The organism is Limnothrix sp. HT2024, assembly GCF_059138625.1.
Genome location: NZ_CM181121.1, coordinates 978,603 through 997,910, shown reverse-complemented (window position 1 = coordinate 997,910; position 19,308 = coordinate 978,603). Strand labels below are relative to the sequence as shown.

Sequence of the window (19,308 nt, the reverse complement as noted above, 5' to 3'; positions counted from 1 at the left end):
GGATAACGGGCGATCGGGGCCTTGAAGGGGCTACCCATCTTACAGGCTGCTATCTTACCCGGTTGCGCACCCTGTTCGCGCTGGGCAACAGAACCGGTTCACCGGGCGCGATCGGCGCGATCGAGAGATTGTTGGGGATCCCATGCGATCCTCAGATCCCGAAGCCAGATTCCTGGATCAAGAAATGGCCGCGAGGAATTCTTGAATCATGGCTGCCAACTGCTTGAGTCGCACCGGCTTGCTCAGATAATCACTGGCTCCCGCCGCCAAACATCGTTCCCGATCGCCCGCCATCGCCAACGCCGTCAGGGCAATGATCGGCACATTGGCCAGGGTCGGATCTTGGCGAATTTGGCGAGTAGCTTCCAAACCATCCATCACCGGCATCTGAATATCCATCAGGATCAGATCCGGTGGCGCGGCCTTGGCGAAAGCAACGGCCTCCTCGCCGTTTTTGGCCAGGGTCAGGCGATAGCCCTTCGCTTGCAGATACGCCACGATCGTGCTGACATTGGCTTCGTTATCCTCCGCCAACAGAATCAACGGCGACTCCAAAGGCACTGCCGGACTGGGTTCCGTCGCCTCGATCGCCCCCGTTGCCGGTTGATCTGGCCCAGACAGCGTATTTGCACAGGGCAAATCGACCGTAAATCGACTGCCAACACCTAATTCACTCACGAGGGATACTTCTCCACCATGCAATTCAACAATTCGCTTCACCAGTGCTAACCCCAACCCTGTGCCGGTATACTGCCGATTCAAAGCACTGTCCACCTGCATAAAGGGCTGAAAGAGTTTGCGGACATCTTCTGGTGCAATCCCAATTCCGGTATCCACAACCGAAATTTCCAAAAACTGGTGAACTTCTGTTTCCCCCAAACTACTGTTTAGTTTAGGGACTCGCCGTGACGTTCCCAAACAAACTTCCAAAGCAACAGATCCGTGGTCGGGGGTAAATTTAACCGCATTGTTTAACAGATTAATCAGTACCTGACGCACCCGACGTTCATCCACCAACAGGTCCGGCAACTTGGGGGAGAGCTGAATCGCCAGTTGAATTCCTTTTTTGAAAGCCTGTTGCTTAACAAACGCCAAGCTTGATTGACATAGGGGCGCAACAGGAACCGCTGCGATGTCTAACTCTAGCTGTCCGGCTTCAATTTTGGCCACATCGAGGATGTCATTAATCAATGATAAAAGATGGGAGCCACTGCGTTCAATGGTTTGAAGCACTCGCTCCTGTTGCTCAGTGATGGGACCAAAAATCGACTCCTGAAGCCCTTCAGTAATTCCCAAAATGGCATTCAACGGCGTTCGTAACTCATGACTCATGTTCGCTAAGAATTCATCTTTTAACCGAGTGGCTCGTGCCAACTCTTGATTGGAAACGGCCAATTCTTGGTTGCGATCGGTCAATTGCTGTTGAGCCTGCTGGCGCTCTTGAAGTTCCCGTTGCAATTGTTCAAATAAATTAGCCTGTTGAATTGCCGTGGCCAACTGGTTCGCAATTTGTTGCAAAAGCTTGGCCTCTGCCCCCTGCCACACTCGCTGTTCCTGGCAAGCATGGATCACCAATACGCCCCACAGGCGATTATTGTGCCCGATGGAAACCCAGCGATCTTCGCTATGAACGCGGACTTCTTGCAAAATAGGAGCCACCACTTTGGACTGAATTTGTCCTGCTTGGGAATATTCCCGCAGGCAATCTGTCCACCGATCGTTCATCACATCCGGCACAATTCGCGGCTTTCCCTGCCAATAGTGCTCCAAAATTTCTATGGACCAATGCTCATCATCCCACTGGCGGTTTTTGAGAACCGGAAAACCTGGCGCAACAGATTCTTCAAAAATTTGGCTGTGGCCATTTGGGAATACCTGGAGTATGATTGCGCGATCGCACTGAAAGACCTGCCGCACTTGGTCGGTGACCACTTGCAAAATTTCGGCCACATCCAACGATTCTCGAATTCGTTGAGAAATAATGCCTAATAATTCCTGTTGATGGAGTTGAAGGGCGATTCGCTTTTCCGCTCGCTTGCGAACTAATAACTCGGCCTGCATTCGGTCATACAGGCTGGCTTGTTGGATTGCAATTTCTAATTGATTGGCGATTTGCTTAATTAATTCAATTTCTGAAAGCTCCCAATGTCGAATTTTCATGCATTGATGCACACAAAGCAGGCCCCACAAGGCTCCATTACAAAGCAAAGGCATCACCAAATTAGCCCGCACCGCAAACCGCTTCAAAACATCCGTGTGGCAGGCGTTCAGGCTGCCATCATAGATATCGTCGGTTGCACAATATTGTCCTTGGGCATAGCGTTGGAAATAGCTTTCGCCAAAACAGCGATCATCCATCGAAACGGCAATTACCGATGGATATTTGTCATCAACGGATTCCGCAACAAACTTGCCATCTTGCCATTGGGAATCAGGATTAAATTGAAAGATGCCAACGCGATCGGACTCCATGAGTTTCCGAATTTCCTGACAAGCTGTTTCAAACACAATCGAGAGATCCAAAGACTGACGAATTCGTTGGGTAATTTCTAACAGCAGGGTCTCGCGCTTGGCCTGCTGAACCACGATCGCTTCCGTTTGCTTGAGATCGCTGATGTCCGCAAAATAGCCCACAATTTCTAGGGGCTGATTATACTCATCGCGCACCAAGTAAATTTCATCCCGCACCCACAAGTAGTAGCCATCCGCATGAAGTAATCGGTACTCATACTTGTAGCGATCCTCTTCAAATGAACCACTTAGATCATTGAGCACCCTGTCTACATCTTGGGGATGAATTCGGCTAATCCAGAAGTTTGCATCCTGAATAAACTCCTGGGGCGTGTAACCGAGGATGGATTCTACATTGGGGCTAACAAAGGTTGTGGTGTAGCGTCGATCGAGCTTGCGACTGTAAATAACAGCGGGGCTGGAAGCCAACAGAAACTCCAACCGTTCCTTGAGCAGTCGATTTTCCTGCTCTGTGCGCTTGCGATCGGTAATGTCTTGGACAATGCCCAAAAATCCAATGATTTGATCATTGCGATCCTTCAGGCAGCTACGAGACAGGACAGCGGGAAACCGAGAACCATCCTTGCGAACGTGAATCCACTCATCTTCGTCCACAACACCCTGGCGGGCCCGGGCCACGAGCACTTCAAACCCTTGGTCGATCGGTTCGCCCAACTCTGCCGATCGCTGGGCGGCCCGGGTGGCCACCTCCTGGAGGTCGTGGAAAATTTCCGGCGTAAGCTGGCGGATCACTTCGGCAGCCCGATATCCCAACATGCGCTCGGCGGCCGGGTTGAAGGTGGTAATTAGCCCCTGGATGTCGGTGGCGATCACCGCATAGGGGGCACAGTTCAGAATGGCCTTATGCAGATTGTGAACGCGCCAAAGCTCTTGGGTTCGCCGTTGAATCGTAATTTCTAGATCCTGGTTGAGCTGCTCAAGGGCGTTGGTGGCTTGCTGGCGCTCGAGTTCGGCTCCAGCCCGAGCCGCAAAGATGCGCAAGACGGTTTCGGCCCGGCGGGGCGCTTGAATGGGCCCTTGGTTCAAGATGCAGAGGTGACCAATTTCCAGACCGTGGGAATCCTGGAGGGGAACGCTCAGATAGTTGCTGTCGGTGATTTGTGTCAGGCCAGGCACTTGGGGAAACAGGGACTGAAGCAACTGCGGGTGGCAGTCCCCGTGCCAAGGGTAAGGTAGTTCCCGATCGAAGTGGTTGAGGGCACAGGTGGCGATCGTTTCTACGGTGCCCGCATTCCAAAAGGCCAACACTTGGATTCGATTGCCCATGCGCTCAGCCACAAAGGCGTGGGAAACATTGAGGGCGGTGGCCAGGTGTTTGACCAGGGCAGGGAAGAAATCGAGGCCGGTGGCGGCGGTTCCTTCGATCAGGTTTTGGAGGGCAAAGTCAGCCTGTTTGCGATCGGTGATGTTGGTGATGGCTCCCACATGGCCCAGGATATCGCCGTTGAAATTGCGCTCCACCACCGACTGGCCATAGACCCACAGCACTTCCCCATCGGGACGTGCCAGGCGATATTCGGCCTTCCAGGGGCGATTGATCTGGATGGCTTGCATCCAGCCGTTGATGACTAAGGCGCGATCGTCCGGGTGCAGGGTGAGCTGCCAACCATGGCCCAGGGCGGCCCGATGGTCGAGGCCGGTCATTTCACACCAATGATCGTTGACGTATAGGCAATGGCCGGCAGTATCGGTGCGAAAAATCCCGACGGGGGCCACGGCCAACAGGCTGGCGTATCGCTGGCGACTTTCGCGGAGTTCGAGGGCCGATCGCTTCCGATCGCTGATGTCCGTGAGGGTTCCCACATAGCCGATCGGTTGCCCCGTGGCATCCCGCTCCACCACCACCCGCATATCCACCCAAGTGATAGCCCGATCGGGGTCGGGGCCGTGGCGATGATCGCGAGATTGGAACCGGCATTCTAACTGACAGGAGGACTGTTCCCGCAGATTTTGCTCCCGCAGGGCCAACACCCAATCCCGATCGTCCGGGTGCAGGGTTTGCTCCCAATCCCAATCAAGGCCCTCTTCAACGGAACAGCCCAAAATTTGGCAGTAGCGTTCGTTGACGTAGGTGGGCCGTCCCTGCAAATCCATGCGGAAGATGCCCACGGGCACAACGGCCGCGAGATTGGCATAGCGCTGCTCGCTTTCACGCAGGAAGGCTTCCGCTTGCGTGCGGGTTTCCAATTCCTGTTGCAGTTGCTGGTGAGTGATGGCCTGCTTGAGGGCCACTTCCAATTGCACCGACAGGCCCTTGAGCAATTTCACCTCGTCGGGTAACCAGTTTCGGGTGGTTCTGCTTTCGGAAGCGCTCAACAATCCCCACAGTTCCTCTTGATAAAGCAAGGGAACCAGGATTTTGGCGCGGGGCCGCAGCTCGATCGGTAACTTGAGGTGACACCCACCCATGTCACTGGCGGCCACGTCGGGTTCAACCCGGATGTAGCCCTGCCGATAGACCGGTTCTTGGTCATGCTGAAACCAGGTACCCTCCAGTTCCGTGCCGATCATGGAAATGGGCAAGTCCGTTGATTCCGCCACCACCCTGGCCCTGGCCTTGTCGGCGGTTTGAAATTGCCAAATATTCACCCGATCGCACTGCAAGACCCGTCGCACCTCCTGCACCGTGGTATCCAAAATGCTCTGTAAGCTCAGGGACGATCGAATCTGAGTGGCCAACGCCACCAACAGCAGTTCCCGTTCTGCCTTGGCCCGCAGGGCCGCCGTGCGGGTTTCCACCTGCTGCTCCAGTTCCTGGTGATGCAGCGTTTCCAGGGCCTGTTTCTCCGCTTCGAGCTGGTTCACCTTGTGCTCTAGCAGTTCCGCCAGTTTGTATAGCTCCAAGGGGTTCAGAACCCGCAGCAAACTGGTTTGGGTGACAATGCCCACCAACTCGCCCCGATCGCCCATGACCAAAACGCGCTGGATGTTGCGCTTGGCCATCAACTCATGAACCAACCACAGGGAACTATCGGCGGCCACGGTGAAGACTGGTGTGCTCATCACCTCTCGTACCGTGAACTGCTGAAAGTCCAAACCTAGGGATTGAAACTGCACCAAGTCCCGTTCCGTCACAATTCCCACGGGCTGCTGTTCCGAATCTGTTGCACCCGACTCCACAATCACCACGGATCCCACCTGGCGCTCAGCCATCAGCCGAGCCACATCGAGCATGGAACTGGTGACCGCGATCGCCACCACATGGTGGGTCATCACCTCCGAGGCCAACCGCATCCGCAACAGGTCGATCGGGCGGGTGGTTTGGCAGAGGCTTTCGTGGGTCATCAAGCCCACCAAACGGCGATCCGCATCCAGCACGGGCAAATGGCGAATGCCGTGTTTGTGCAACAGCGTGATGGCCGCCATCACGTCCAGGTCTTCGCAAGTTTTGGTCTGCAAGGTCACCAGGGGCTGGATCATGATCTGGGAGACCGTGAGTTGATCCAAGCAGGTTTGTTGGGCCAACAGTCGCACCACATCTCGCTCGGTCACAATCCCGATCGGGCGGTCTTGATCCACCACCAGCACACAGCTCCCCCGAGCCTCTCGCAGCGCCTGCTGGTTGTTGTTTTCAGGATCGGTGGACTCCGCAATTCCACAGCTCGATCGCACCTGACTCATCCGATGGAGCGCCGCTACCACGGGTGTGTCCGGTGAAACAATCAGCGGGTTCTGAATCAAGGCAGCCTGCGGATCCAAAGGAGTCAGGGTGACAGACAAGGCAGCCATAAGCATTGCAGAAGGGAAGTTCTTCTATTATTTACTACCCAAGGGAAAAGCGCTGGATTACTCATTTCATCCATTGATTTTCTCAAGACCATCCAATCATTTCGCCAGTTGTCAGCCAAGAGCGTTGTAAACGGATATGAATTAACGAAAGGACTATTGAAAAAAAGACAATCACAGGATATGTATCAAATCAAACTAAGTAATCAAGATCGGAATAATGATTATCAATAATATCTTTTGCATGTTTTTTGATCTTTTTCAAGAATTAATTCTATTGAGTTCCTTTTAAAGTTCATTGCATTTTCAGGCAAGCTTGGTGGCTCAATTTATTTGTACTGATTAATTTGCATCAATCGGGAAACGAACCCGTTGTCGCAGGTCACAGGTCTGAGTGATTTCAAACGCAACCCATCTTCAAAAACACTTCACAAAGACAGAGGGCTGTCACCCAGTTACTGATGACAGCCCTTGAAATTGAAGCGACGAAATTTCGAGAGTCTTGGAGAGGATGCCTGGACTGTTAAAACTGCTACCTAGTGGGTCTCATCGATCGACAAGAGCAGGGGGCTGAGAGGATATTTGAAAAGTATCTTTTGGCCTTTGCCAAACACCAATAGTTGTGGGGGCAAGATGCTCAAGCCCCTTGTCTACGTCGATCACTGGAGCGGACAGAGTAGCAATTTTGGCTTTTCAGACATCCTCTGAGGGGCGATCTCCATTTCCTGGGTACAGAAACTGGAACGGTCGATGTTCCAAGCCCTAATCGTTGTAACCGGGAGCTTCAGCCCCTGGTTACAGCAATCGGTCTCGTCACAATGGAATCAGGGGATGAAAAGAGCTAACAGCCTGGCAATGTCCCCTAGGCTGAAGCTTCGGCTTCCGGCTTTTTGGGTTTGTAGGTGGAAGCCACTTGCAATTCCTTCAGTTGCTTGGCTTCCACGGACGATGGCGCATCGGTCAGCAAGCAGCGGGCCTGCTGGGTCTTGGGGAAGGCGATCGCGTCGCGGATCGAGTCTTCGCCGGTCAGGATCGAAACTAGGCGATCGAGACCGTAGGCAATCCCCCCGTGGGGCGGCGTGCCGTATTCAAAGGCATCGAGCAGGAAGCCGAACTTGGCGCGGGCTTCGTCGTCGGTCAGGCCGATCGCCGCGAATACTTGCTCCTGCACATCCCGTTGATAGATCCGCAGGCTGCCGCCGCCGATTTCCGTGCCGTTGAGCACGATGTCGTAGGCCAGGGCGCGGGCGGTTTTCAGATCCGCCAAATCTTCCGGGTTGGGGGCCGTGAAGGGATGGTGCAGGGCTTCCAATCGCTGTTCGTCGGCGTTGTACTCGAACATCGGGAAATCGACGACCCACAACAGATTGATCGCGTCGGGATCAATTTGGTTCAGCTCTTTGCCCAGGGCCAGGCGCAGGCGATCGAGGGTTTTGTTCACGATCTCTGCCGGGCCCGCACCAAACAGCAGCAGGTCACCCGATTGGGCCCCGGTACGCTTCAGCAGTTCGGTGGTGATTTCTGGGGTCAGGCTGTCCTTGAGCGCCCCGATCGTGTCCACTTCACCGTTGTCGCGCACGCGAATGAAGGCCAGTCCCTTGGCTCCGGCTTCCGAGGCGATCGCGAACAAATCCCCACCGGGCTTGATCCGCACGTTGGAAACGGCATCATTACCACCGGGTACGGGCAGGGTTTTGACGATCCCACCTGCGGCGATCGAACCGGAGAACACCTTGAACCCACAGCCCTTAAACAGATCTGAGCAGTCCGCCAGCTCCATGCCAAAGCGGGTGTCGGGGCGATCGCTGCCGTAGCGATCCATGGCTGCGGCGTAGGTCAGACGCGGGAAGGGGCGCGGCAGGTCAATGCCCTTGACGGTTTTGAAGATGTGGCAAACCAGTTGTTCATTCAGGTCCAGGATTTCTTCCATGGACATGAAGCTCATTTCCATGTCGAGCTGGGTGAACTCGGGCTGGCGATCGGCCCGCAGGTCCTCATCGCGGAAGCAGCGGGCGATTTGGTAGTAGCGATCGAACCCGGACACCATCAGCAATTGCTTAAACAACTGGGGCGACTGGGGCAGCGCAAACCACTCGCCCGGATTCACCCGCGAAGGAACCAGGTAATCGCGCGCCCCTTCCGGTGTGGATTTGGTGAGGACGGGCGTTTCGATTTCCATGAAGCCCTGGGCATCTTCCAGGAACCGGCGCATGGCCTTCACCACCGCATGGCGCAATTGCAGGTTGTGCTGCATCCGGGGGCGGCGCAAATCCAAATAGCGATATTTCAGCCGCAGCTCTTCGCGCACGGTTTCGTTTTCGGAGGTGGAAACCTGGAACGGCAGTTGCTTGCTGACGGCGCTGAGGATTTCGATTTGATCCGCCAACACTTCCACTTCCCCGGTGGCCAGCTTGGGGTTTACGGACTCGGCCGGCCGTTTGGTGACCGTGCCCGTAATCCGCACCACATATTCATTGCGGAGGGAATCGGCAATTTGGAAGGATTCGGGCAAGTCCGGGTTCGAGGCCACCTGAACGATCCCCGAGCGATCGCGCAAGTCCACAAACACGACTCCCCCGTGGTCGCGGCGGCGATCGACCCAACCGCAAAGGGTGACGGTTTTACCAACCTGTTCGGCGCGCAGTTGACCGCAATAGTGGGTACGCATGGTGACTCAAAATGGGACTGGAACTTAACTGGACGAAATCGGAACTGACGCGGTTGCTGCGAAGGGGCTGTGACTTCGTAGACAAGGGGCTTAAGCCCCTTGCTCCCGACGATTTCGCACGGGCGGATCAGGGTTACAGATGATCGATCGCCCCTTGCTCCCGACGATTTCGCACGGGCGGATCAGGGTTACAGATGATCGATCGCCCCTTGCTCCCGACGATTTCGCGCGGGCGGATCAGGGTTACAGGTAATCGATCGCCCCTTGCTCCCCACGATTTCACGTTGGCCAATCGAGGTTTCAGGCAATTAACGGCCCCTTGCCCCAAGCCTCTCGTAACGGTTGCGTCAGTCCGCAAAAATCTTGACGAAACGCAAATGCGCTGGGGTGCAAGTCCAATATCCTACCCCGATCGCGCGGCTTGGCCCGCTGAGAAATGCCGCGATTTTCCGACAACCGGCAAGGCCAGAACCGAGCCTGAGCGCCCAGCTCGATTGTAAAGGATTGTTGCGATCGCCCCGTTCCACTGGCGGGCATTCACGTCTAGCTTGCGATTCAGCCAGTTAAGCCAGTCGATCGAGCAGGTGATCGCCCACACGCAGCGCATTCGCAATAATCGTTAGGGCGGGGCTAACACTGGCATTCGAGGGGAAAAAGCTGCCATCCACCACATACAAATTATCCACATCGTGGGCGCGGCAGTGGCGATCGAGCACCGAAGTCGCTGGGTCGTCCCCAAACCGACAAGTCCCGCATTGATTGGCCATCACCTGCACCGGAATTTCACCTCGGGGATGCATCGTGCCCACCGGAAAACCATCGAGTTGTTTTTCTAGGGATTTCAACACATTAATCCAGCGGTGAGCGAGGCGATCGTGCGCTTCGGTATTATTGGGTTGGTAGTCAATACAAAGTTTGTGTTGATCCCAGTAAACCCGGTTATCAGGATTGGGCAAATCTTCCGTTTGAATCCACCAGCCGATCGAGCGGGTTGCCAGTTGTTGCAGCCCAAATCCCGGCATGAATTTCGCCAGCACCGAAAACATCGGTGGCGCTTCTGCAAAAATCACATCGGTTAGCAAACCACCCGTATTGTAAATATGCCCCATGGGGTAGGGAAAATCTGCATCGCCCCAATAGAAATCATTCACACAAACGGTTTTTTGAAATGCACCTGAATTGGCTTTGCTGCTGACCTGCACGATCGCGGTCATCAGATTTTTCATGAGGTTGCGGCCGACCAAATTGGAACTATTGGCCAGTCCCTGGGGATGGCAATCATTAGCTGATCGCAGCAACAAAGCCGCCGAATTCACTGCCCCGCAGGCCAGCACTACCAAATCTCCCAAAAAGAGGTAGGGTTTGCCGTTAATCTCTGCTTCGACGGCGCGAACCACTCGCCCCGAAGAATTGGTATGCAACCCCACCACTTTTGCCTTAGTTTTGAGGGTGACATTGGGGTATTCCACCGCTGGCAAAATACCGCTCACCTCGGAATCGTTGGTGGGGTCATCCTCCTGGCGAGTTAACCCCAAGGGCAAGGCGGAGGGGTGCAATCCTTGCTGGGCGATCGCTCCGGCAATAGCGGCAATTTGCGGATCCGATTCGATCGCCGGAAAAGGATAGTCGCCGCTCCGAAATGGCTCGGTTGGGTCTTGGTCAGCCTGACCATGTACTTTATAAAGTGCTTCGGCAGCAGTGTAATAAGGCTCGAATTCTTCATAGCCCACAGACCAAGCCGGTGAAACTCCCTCACGATGGGTAACGGCCGCAAAATCCTGTTCTCGCCGCCGCATCAGCACGGCTCCATAGATTTTGGTGTTGCCCCCGATCGCGTAGTTCATTTGGGGCGAAAAGGGTTCACCCGTGTTGTCGTACCATTGCTCCGGCGCGTGATATCGCTCGCGTTTAAAAACATCCACATTGCTGCGGTTTTGTTCTTCGAGGGGCATAAAATCCCCCCGTTCCAAGATCAAAATACGCTTACCAGTGGGGGCTAATTTATAAGCCAGCGTCCCGCCGCCGGCACCAGTACCAATAATAATCACGTCGTAATGGCAATCATCAATAATCATACTTAGATCGTCCTGACTACTCAACGATTGAAACTATTGCTTGCCGATTCACTGACATTACGAGGGGCTTGGTAGGCGATCGCTCGCCTCATGCCAAATCGCCTATCACCCTCATCCTGATCGATGTTTTGGTTACTGCCAGATGTAAATCAACAGAAACAAAATAATCCAAATCACATCCACAAAGTGCCAAAACAACGAGGTCGAAGCCACACCAAATTCGCCGCGATCGTAGTTACCTGGAATGAACGATCGCACCAGCATAATCAGTTGCAGCAGCACACCGGCAAAAACGTGCAGACCATGGAACCCTGTGAGCAAATAAAACGTGCCACCAAACACGCCATCGGTGAACCCAAAGGCTAAGTGGCTCCACTCGATCGCTTGGCCATACAGGAAGTAGCTACCCATGGCGATCGTCAGCAGCCAGAATGCTCGAAAGCCCCAAAGCTGCTTGACATGTAAATAGCGCTCAGCCAGATAAATCGTGAGGCTGCTGGACACCAAAATGACCGTATTGATGGCCGGCTCCCGCACCTCCAAACCCAAAACGCCTTCCGGCAACCAAGTTTGGGCCGTAGTTTTGTAGACAATATAGCCCGCAAAAAAGCTGAAGAAAATGACACTTTCGGACAGCAAAAAAACCACGAAACCAAACATTTGATCGCCAGGGGATCCATGCCCATGGGCCGCATGGTGTGCGTCGTCATGGGCTTCGGCAATCCCCAGCAATGCATCATCTCGCAAGTCCGTTTCAGTTGGGTTCATGGGCCACCTCTAGTTCGTCGGGATTAGACACCAAGGGATCAGATTTGCCATAGCCATAAGGCTCAGAAACCACGATCGGGAGTTCCTCAAAGTTCTCAACCGTTGGCGGTGAAGATAACAACCATTCCAACCCGATCGCCCGCCAAGGATTTTTGGGCGCTTTTTCACCCTGCACCCAAGAACCAATCATGTTCAAAATGAAAGGCAGGGTAGACATGCCCAACAGAAAGGCTCCCAGGCTCGCGACCACGTTCCAGAAGGTAAATTCAGGATCATAAGACGCGACCCGGCGCGGCATTCCTTGCAACCCCAAAGGATGCATCGGGAAAAAGTTCAAATTAGTGCCAATAAAGGTGAGGGCAAAGTGCAATTTCCCTAGCCCTTCGGAATACATGCGCCCGGTCATTTTGGGGAACCAGTGATAGATCGCTGCATAAATTCCCATCACCACCGCGCCGTAAATCACATAGTGAAAATGTCCCACCACGAAATAGGTATTGTTCACATGAATATCAACCGGGACTGCCGCCAACATAATTCCGGTGATCCCTGAAAACACAAACATCACCAACCCACCCAGGGCAAATAGCATGGCTGTGTTGAGGCGCAACTTGCCGCCCCAAATGGTGGCAACCCAGGCAAAAACTTTAATCCCCGTGGGCACTGAGATCAGCATGGTTGTGGCCATAAAAATCATCCGCATCCAGCCCGGTGTGCCACTGGCAAACATGTGATGCACCCAAACAATGGCACTCAAACCGGTAATGATTAGGGATGAAATGGCAACTACTTTGTAGCCAAAAAGTGGCTTACGGGCATAGACCGGCAAGATTTCTGAAAAGATGCCAAAAACCGGCAAGATAATGACATAAACGGCCGGGTGAGAATAGAACCAGAAAAAGTGCTGAAACAGCACCGGATCGCCACCTTTGGCTGGGTCAAAAAACGTCGTACCCACGGTCAGATCCAGCAACAGCATCACCGCGCCAGCGGTCAAAGCAGGCAGACCAAACAGTTGAATAATCTGGGCTGCCAGCACTGTCCACACAAAAACCGGCATCCGAAACCAAGTCATGCCAGGGGCACGCATTCGGGCGATCGTGGTGACAAAATTCACCGCACCCATAATCGATGCAACGCCAGAAATCGCCACTGCCAACAGCCACAACACCTGACCATTGATCAGGTTGCCCGTGGGGTTTTGGAGGCTCACGGGTGGATAGGCCCACCAACCGGCTTGAGCCGGGCCGCCCGGCACCAAAAAACTCGCCATCAGAATTGCGCCAAAGATCGGCACCATCCAAAAGGCGACTGCATTCAGCCGAGGAAATGCCATATCCCTTGCGCCAATCATCAGAGGCACGAGATAGTTTCCTAGGCCCAACAAACAGGGAAAAGTCCACAAAAACAACATCACCGTGCCATGCATGGTGAACATGGCGTTATATACGGTGCGATCGACCAAATCTGCTTCCGGGGTGATCAATTCGCCCCGAATAATCATGGCAAAAATGCCCCCCACCAAAAAGAAAAAGAAAGACGTTACTAGGTACTGAATCCCAATGACTTTGTGATCGGTACTGAAGCTAAAAAATCGCTTCCAGTCATTGGGTGCGCCGGGCATGGTTGGCTGAGAAGCGGCGATCGATTCGGTAACAAGATTGGTCATAAATCGGTTGGAGGAGATTGTTCTGGAATGCTGAGATCAGCACCTAAAGTTCAGCAATTGTTTTCGACCAAGACCGAACTAAACTAGACTAGGTTGATCGAAAACAGCTAATTGCTAACTGGTTCCTTTGCCGGGATAGTTCACCAAGGGTGGCGGCGCTGGTTGAACTGTTTGCCAGCCAATCCGTCCGCCGGGGGAACGCTGGAATTCATCAAAGGCTTGGTTATAGGCGGCGGTGGGCTTTTGGTTCGCCGCATCCGTCAGCCATTGCTGATAGGAATCGGATGATTCAACCACCACATCGGCTTGCATGGCCGCAAAGTAAGTGCCGCTGTACTGGGAGTCGCGCAGGCGATATCGGCCTTCGCGGATGGGCGTAAATTTCAGGGTAATGGCACGCCCTGGAATGATATCTTGCTTCACACGAAAGGCTGGAATATAAAATCCATGGATGACATCTTCAGAAATTAGTTGCAGACTGATCCGTTGATCGGCTGGCAGATGCAATTCAGCCGTGGTGACTTGTCGATCGGGGTAATAGAATTCCCAAGCCCATTGTCGAGACTTCACGGCAATCACGACCTCTGGTTTGACGATCGCATTGCTATTGCTTGATTCAGTAGCAACCGGGGCGATCGCTGGAGCTTTTGGAGCCATATTATGTGCCATCGATTCATGCACATGCTCCATTGGCCCCAGGATAGAAATGCGATCGTAAATGTGGTAGCTGTAGGCGGCAATTCCAACGACGAGGATAAAAGGAATCGCCGTCCAAACCACTTCTAGCGTGACATTGCCTTCAATGTGCGGGCCGTCGCTGGTATCGTATTTACCGGCTTGTTGAAACAGTGCCACATAGACGATCGTCCCGACCACCCCTAGGAAAATAAACGTCCCGATCGCCACTAAGAAGCTAAAGAGCCGATCGATCAATTGAGATTCCGCTGAGGCTTGGGGAGGAAACCAGGTGTAGGATTGCTCCCCCATCCACCAACTGATGAGAGCCAGTACGATCGCTAGGGTTCCTAAGGTAAAAATGGTGCGAATCTTCATGGATTGAAGGATTTCAAAACGAGGTTGGGATTTTCACCCAAATCCAACAGGCGATCAGCGGTGATATGGACACCAAATTCAGCGGCTAGCTGTGCTCCCAAGGTTCCATGGACAAACATCAAGCCAAAGATGATCAGCCCCACGAAAAGATAGCTCCATTGCACTTGGCGCGATCGGTCTTTCAGCCAAACAAATCGCTGAAATCCTCGCCAAACGGTCATGCCTACAATTAATAACAACAGGGCAACACCACCCACACCATGCCACAACATGGTTTCCATGGCCTGCAAGCCCCAGGCACTTTTCACATCTGCCGGTGGCCGAGCCAATAACATTTCATAAAAGCCCGCAGCCACCGTCAAAAAGGTGACGATCGCCCCGGCCAACATGTTGTACCAACCCACATCGAAGAAATTGGAGCGCGTGGCAGGAATGGCCAAAAACTTAAAAACCGGCTTTTCTAGGGGAAACAAAACGCCAACAATATCAAAGGCGATCGCGACAATAAACAGGCCCAACGTCAAATGCACCAAGTTGGGATGAATCGGAATTGTATAGGGTAATCCATTGATCCCCAACTGGTTTTGTAATTGCTCAATCAAATCATTGTTCATTACAACAGTCCCTCCCGCACTGCCTCAACCACGGGCACCGTATGGAGTCCATAGACCCACACTAAAACATCACCGAGATAAATCTGGAAACACACGATTACGGTCATCAAAACTCCCACCCCTAAAAAGGCGTTGGGCAATGTTTTTGGATCGCGCGATCGCAACACATAGCGCCAAGCTGTCATTGCTGCGATAATTCCCGACAAAGACCAACCCAGAAGCGTGTGCAGATTCAAAGTGGCTTCGGCGGCGTTGTAGGGTTCGGCCAATCCTGCTTCGATTTGACCAAAAATAATGGCAACGAAGATAGAAATGGTTGCAAAAAACAAATTCCACCAGCTCACTTCATAGAGTCGTGAATTGCGAGTGAAGTAGGCAATGCCATCGCATAAAACCGAAAACAACACCATCGCAATGACAAAATGCACCACAATTGGGTGCATCGTGTCTGGATAAGGCAAATTATGATCGTTGAGCGGGGGGAGATACTCCAGCATATTGGTCAAAAGTCTGTCGATTGATTGAATATACTGATCTATCGGTCAATAATTATCATAAATTTTGCGAATTGTCCGTCATTTAATGATGGTCGCCAATGACAGTTATATTTCATGAATGGGCAACCGTTTACGAGCCAATTTTTCAAAGCCCTATTGCTTGACAAATTTCATTGCTTGACAAAACACAATCCATCAGTCTGACAGCCAGTGATTATGAGTTCATCAAAAACTAGCCGCCAAACGTGGACAAAAAAATTCAACGTGGAAAGATATTTTGTAAGCTAGGCTACTGTCTAATTGAAATGGATGTTTGCTATCTCGCCTACTAGTTTAGTGGAGACATAGGAAATGTCAGTAAGTTGTACTGGTTTTTTTAAGATTTTTATCAAGATTATTACCAATTATTTCAGATTTTTTGGAAAACCTTTTGAAAGTCAAAATGCAGTCCGCTCACTTTTTATAAATCTTTTTTCTATCAATCTGTGCAATCAAGTCTCAATATCAGAGTCATTGAACAGTGATTCAATAGTGTCATCATACTGGAGATCAAGGTTTTTGTATGTTGAACAACATTTTGATCAATTTAAAATTAATTATTTAGTTCAAGTTGGAACTGATTTTTAAGTCTTCTTAACTTAAATTTTGCTTGGCCCAAGATGCTGGCTTAATCATTCACTAGTCTCTCAAAGCTTCCAATTTTGAAACTAACTGCCAGAAGGAGGATCTTAAAATTCTTGATCTTCGATTGGTTTCGGGGGAATCTGGTCAAAAATCACATCTTCATAAAGGCGATCGAACCCGGCTCGGTAATTTACGGTTTCCAAGACCAATTCCGCATTGATGCCTTCATCACTTTCCAATACCCATTGGCCCGCCTCGGAGCGCCGAAAAATATCCACTTGGGGCTGTTGAGTAGAAATTAAAACGTATTCTCGCAAGCTGTTGAGATGACGATAGGTGGCGAATTTGCGGCCCCGATCGAACGCTTCCGTGGAATCCGATAACACTTCCACAATCAAACAGGGTGCGGATTTGTAAAGCCGTTGATCGCGATCGCCCGGGTCGCAAGTCACCATCACATCGGGATAAAAAAACTGCGCGCCCTGATTAATTTGCACCTTCATATCCGACATAAAGACACGGCAACCAGTTCCTCTCAGGTGCGATCGCAGTTCGCTTGCCAAATTTAGCGCGATCGTCGTGTGCGCATCTGTGCCACCGGCCATGGCATAGGCTTGCCCATCGAGGTATTCATGCCGAATATCGCTCTGGGCTTCAAGAGCCAAATACTCTTCGGGGCTAAGGAATTGGGGAGCAGCAATCATAATGGCGGGGCGATCGCGCAGTTTTTCCCAGCATATCGCAACTATCTGGGGAAGGTAATTAAGATCAGTTGATGAACCACCATGGATAATTTTCAATCACTGAATGTAGCCTGTTTTGGCTTGGAGGGCGTAGCTGCGAATCACCGAATTTTGCGTGCTGGGATGCTTCAGCCACTTTTCCAAAATAGCCACTGCTTGTTTGTTATTCAGTGACCAATGTCCTAATCCGTGAATGGCAGAAACGATCGCATTGCCGTTTTTGCTATATAGGGCTTCGCTCATAACTTCTAACCCTGCTTGGATGACAGATGGGGCAGTATAACCAGGATGCAGCACGAAAAGATCCCAGAACATGTAGCACAAATAAGATAGCCGATCACCCTCGGGGGTAGAACCAATCACCTGGATTGATTTATCTGAAACAAAGCAGTATCGATCGAAGTAATGGCGGTAAAGATACTTGAGATTTTTAACCCCTTGAACAATTCTCGGCTCCGGTGATTCCAAGTAGCAGAGGGGAAAGTCACTACAACTATTTGAAAAAATGTAGTTCAGACCAAAGCCAATTTGAGCCGGGGAAGCTTGTTGGTGAATTTCCGAATCGAGTAGCAATCGGTCAATGAAATCAAAGGCTTGATGGCGCGGCATTGTATATATTTCAGGACTCAGCTCTGTAAAAATTGGATTGGCCCTTGCGGGTTGTCCAAAGAGTTGATCGCGCCATTGTTGATAGTTCATCGGCTGAATTGGTCTTGAGCGATGGAGCGGGGGCTTGATCGATTCTAGCCATTGCCCCCTGCGGACGGGCCGGGCGGTGGTAGGCTGTTGGCGATTTGTGCCGCAGGAACCCAAGATGCGATCGCCCATCTGGACATCTATTGCAAATTCGATTGCAAGCTGGCTTCGATCGATCCCCCGATCGCTCTGGTGGTCCGTGGGCATTTGGGCGATCGTCCTGTTGATTTGCAGCGTGGTGCGCCACGAGCTATTTCAATCGACGGCCTTTGACTTAGCGATTTATGACCAAGTGGCCTACCTGATGGGGCGCGGCGAAGTGCCGTTTTCCACCGTGTCGGATATGCACCACATGGGTAACCATGCGGCCTACAGCTTCTTTGCGGTGGGGCTGCTCTACGCGATTTTTCCCAGCATTTATTGGCTGTTTTGGGTGCAGGCGATCGGGCTGGCGGCGGGGGCGATCCCGGCCTGGGCCTTGGCGAAACAGGCGGGGCTGAATCCGGGTCAATCCCTGGCGATCGCCTGGGCCTATTTGCTCTATCCCGTGGTGTTTAACGTCAATTTGTTTGACTTTCACCCGGAGGTGATGGGGATCGCAGGGCTGCTGGGGGCGATTTGGCTGGGGCGGGCGAACCGGCCGATCGCCCTGGCGCTGGTGCTGGTGTGGGTGATGGGCTGCAAGGCGGTGCTGTCGATTACGGTGGCGGCCATGGGCGCTTGGTTGTTGCTGCTCGATCGCAAACGCTGGCCCGGACTGGTGGCGCTGGGGATGGGGATCGGTTGGTTTGTGGTGGTGAACCAAGCGGTGATCCCTGCCTTCAACCATGGCCTCAGCCACGATGCGATCGGGCGCTATGCCTATTTGGGTTCCAGCGTGTCTGAGGCGGCGTTGAATCTGTTCCTGAAGCCGCAATTGGTGCTGGGGAAACTGTTCTCGGGCGACACGCTGATCTATTTATTGTTGATCTTGGGGCCGTTGTTGCCTTGGTTTGGGGGTGGGCGGCTGCGGGCCTGGGCGGCGGCGGCTCCGGCGATCGGGTTAAATGCCCTCTCAACGGTCGCCGAGCAGCGGGATTTGGTGCATCAATATTCCCTGCCGATTTTGCCGTTTTTGCTGGTGGCGGCGATCGACAGTTTGGCGCGGGGGCGCTGGGATTGGCTCGATCGCCTGGGATCCATGGGCGATCGGCTCCGGGGCTGGATCGCCAGCGGGCGGGCTATTTGGGTTTGGTCGCTGATTGGCTTTTTGGCCTTGGCCAAATTTGGCTATTTTGGCTCCATCTATTTGGTGGAACTGGATACCTGGGCCGACAGTCGCGCTGCGATCGCCTTGATCCAAACCCAGGAGCGATCGATCCCCGCCAACCAACGGGGCGGCATCCTCACCACCGCTGATTTGGGCCCCCACCTCAGCCACCGCACCATGCTGCGCCAAACGATCGCCACCGCGCCACCGCCCAACTGGGCCGAATACGATTGGGTGTTGCTGAACCTGAAACATCCGGGTTGGGGCAGCACCCATGAGTTTGCTAAATCATTAGATCAACAATTGCGATCGAATCCGGTCTACAAAATCGCTTTCGATCGCGGTGGGATCGTCCTCTTTCAGCGCTAGCCTAGTACGAGCGCATCGCAAGTCA

Annotated in this window: 13 protein-coding genes; 1 reads left to right on the top strand and 12 read right to left on the bottom strand. The window is 52.7% G+C overall.

Features of this window, described 5'->3' with window-relative positions:
* Nucleotides 1-177 precede the first annotated feature (177 nt).
* From AC2IAX_RS04105 to AC2IAX_RS04050, 12 genes are all read right to left on the bottom strand, one after another.
* Complete coding sequence (locus AC2IAX_RS04105) at nucleotides 178-6,261, bottom strand: PAS domain S-box protein (RefSeq protein ID WP_494389452.1); 6,084 nt, start codon at nucleotides 6,259-6,261, stop codon at nucleotides 178-180.
* Between the two features lie 859 nt (nucleotides 6,262-7,120).
* Nucleotides 7,121-8,926, bottom strand: coding sequence for an aspartate--tRNA ligase (gene aspS / locus AC2IAX_RS04100; protein WP_494389451.1), 1,806 nt, complete (start codon nucleotides 8,924-8,926; stop codon nucleotides 7,121-7,123).
* A 133-nt stretch (nucleotides 8,927-9,059) separates the two neighbouring features.
* Nucleotides 9,060-9,209 carry a hypothetical protein gene (locus AC2IAX_RS04095; protein ID WP_494389450.1) on the bottom strand — a complete coding sequence of 50 codons (150 nt, stop codon included), beginning with the start codon at nucleotides 9,207-9,209 and terminating at the stop codon, nucleotides 9,060-9,062.
* Nucleotides 9,210-9,226: 17 nt separating this feature from the next.
* A complete protein-coding gene (locus tag AC2IAX_RS04090) occupies nucleotides 9,227-9,463 on the bottom strand; it encodes a hypothetical protein (protein ID WP_494389449.1) in 237 nt (78 codons plus the stop codon).
* A 26-nt stretch (nucleotides 9,464-9,489) separates the two neighbouring features.
* Entirely contained in the window at nucleotides 9,490-11,001 is a 1,512-nt protein-coding gene (locus tag AC2IAX_RS04085; protein ID WP_494389448.1) for a GMC oxidoreductase, read from the bottom strand.
* A gap of 132 nt (nucleotides 11,002-11,133) precedes the next feature.
* The gene (locus AC2IAX_RS04080) at nucleotides 11,134-11,769 is read right to left on the bottom strand and encodes a cytochrome c oxidase subunit 3 (RefSeq protein ID WP_494389447.1); all 636 of its coding nucleotides are present in this window, start codon (nucleotides 11,767-11,769) and stop codon (nucleotides 11,134-11,136) included.
* Nucleotides 11,756-13,438: a cytochrome c oxidase subunit I gene (gene ctaD, locus AC2IAX_RS04075; RefSeq protein WP_494389446.1), complete on the bottom strand. Its 1,683-nt coding sequence runs from the start codon at nucleotides 13,436-13,438 to the stop codon at nucleotides 11,756-11,758. Before ctaD ends, AC2IAX_RS04080 begins: the two co-directional genes overlap by 14 nt.
* A gap of 114 nt (nucleotides 13,439-13,552) precedes the next feature.
* Complete coding sequence (locus AC2IAX_RS04070) at nucleotides 13,553-14,491, bottom strand: cytochrome c oxidase subunit II (RefSeq protein WP_494389445.1); 939 nt, start codon at nucleotides 14,489-14,491, stop codon at nucleotides 13,553-13,555.
* Nucleotides 14,488-15,105, bottom strand: coding sequence for a DUF2231 domain-containing protein (locus tag AC2IAX_RS04065; protein ID WP_494389444.1), 618 nt, complete (start codon nucleotides 15,103-15,105; stop codon nucleotides 14,488-14,490). Before AC2IAX_RS04065 ends, AC2IAX_RS04070 begins: the two co-directional genes overlap by 4 nt.
* On the bottom strand, nucleotides 15,105-15,602 hold the full coding sequence (locus AC2IAX_RS04060; protein WP_494389443.1) for a DUF2231 domain-containing protein: 498 nt from the start codon (nucleotides 15,600-15,602) through the stop codon (nucleotides 15,105-15,107). Before AC2IAX_RS04060 ends, AC2IAX_RS04065 begins: the two co-directional genes overlap by 1 nt.
* A gap of 728 nt (nucleotides 15,603-16,330) precedes the next feature.
* Nucleotides 16,331-16,930, bottom strand: a complete 600-nt coding sequence (locus tag AC2IAX_RS04055) for a Uma2 family endonuclease (RefSeq protein ID WP_494389442.1) — start codon at nucleotides 16,928-16,930, stop codon at nucleotides 16,331-16,333.
* Nucleotides 16,931-17,026: 96 nt separating this feature from the next.
* A complete protein-coding gene (locus tag AC2IAX_RS04050) occupies nucleotides 17,027-17,668 on the bottom strand; it encodes a hypothetical protein (protein WP_494389441.1) in 642 nt (213 codons plus the stop codon).
* Between the two features lie 34 nt (nucleotides 17,669-17,702).
* On the opposite strand from AC2IAX_RS04050, the gene AC2IAX_RS04045 reads away from it, so the two are divergent.
* Entirely contained in the window at nucleotides 17,703-19,283 is a 1,581-nt protein-coding gene (locus tag AC2IAX_RS04045) for a DUF2079 domain-containing protein (RefSeq protein WP_494389440.1), read from the top strand.
* The last annotated feature ends 25 nt before the right edge of the window (nucleotides 19,284-19,308 follow it).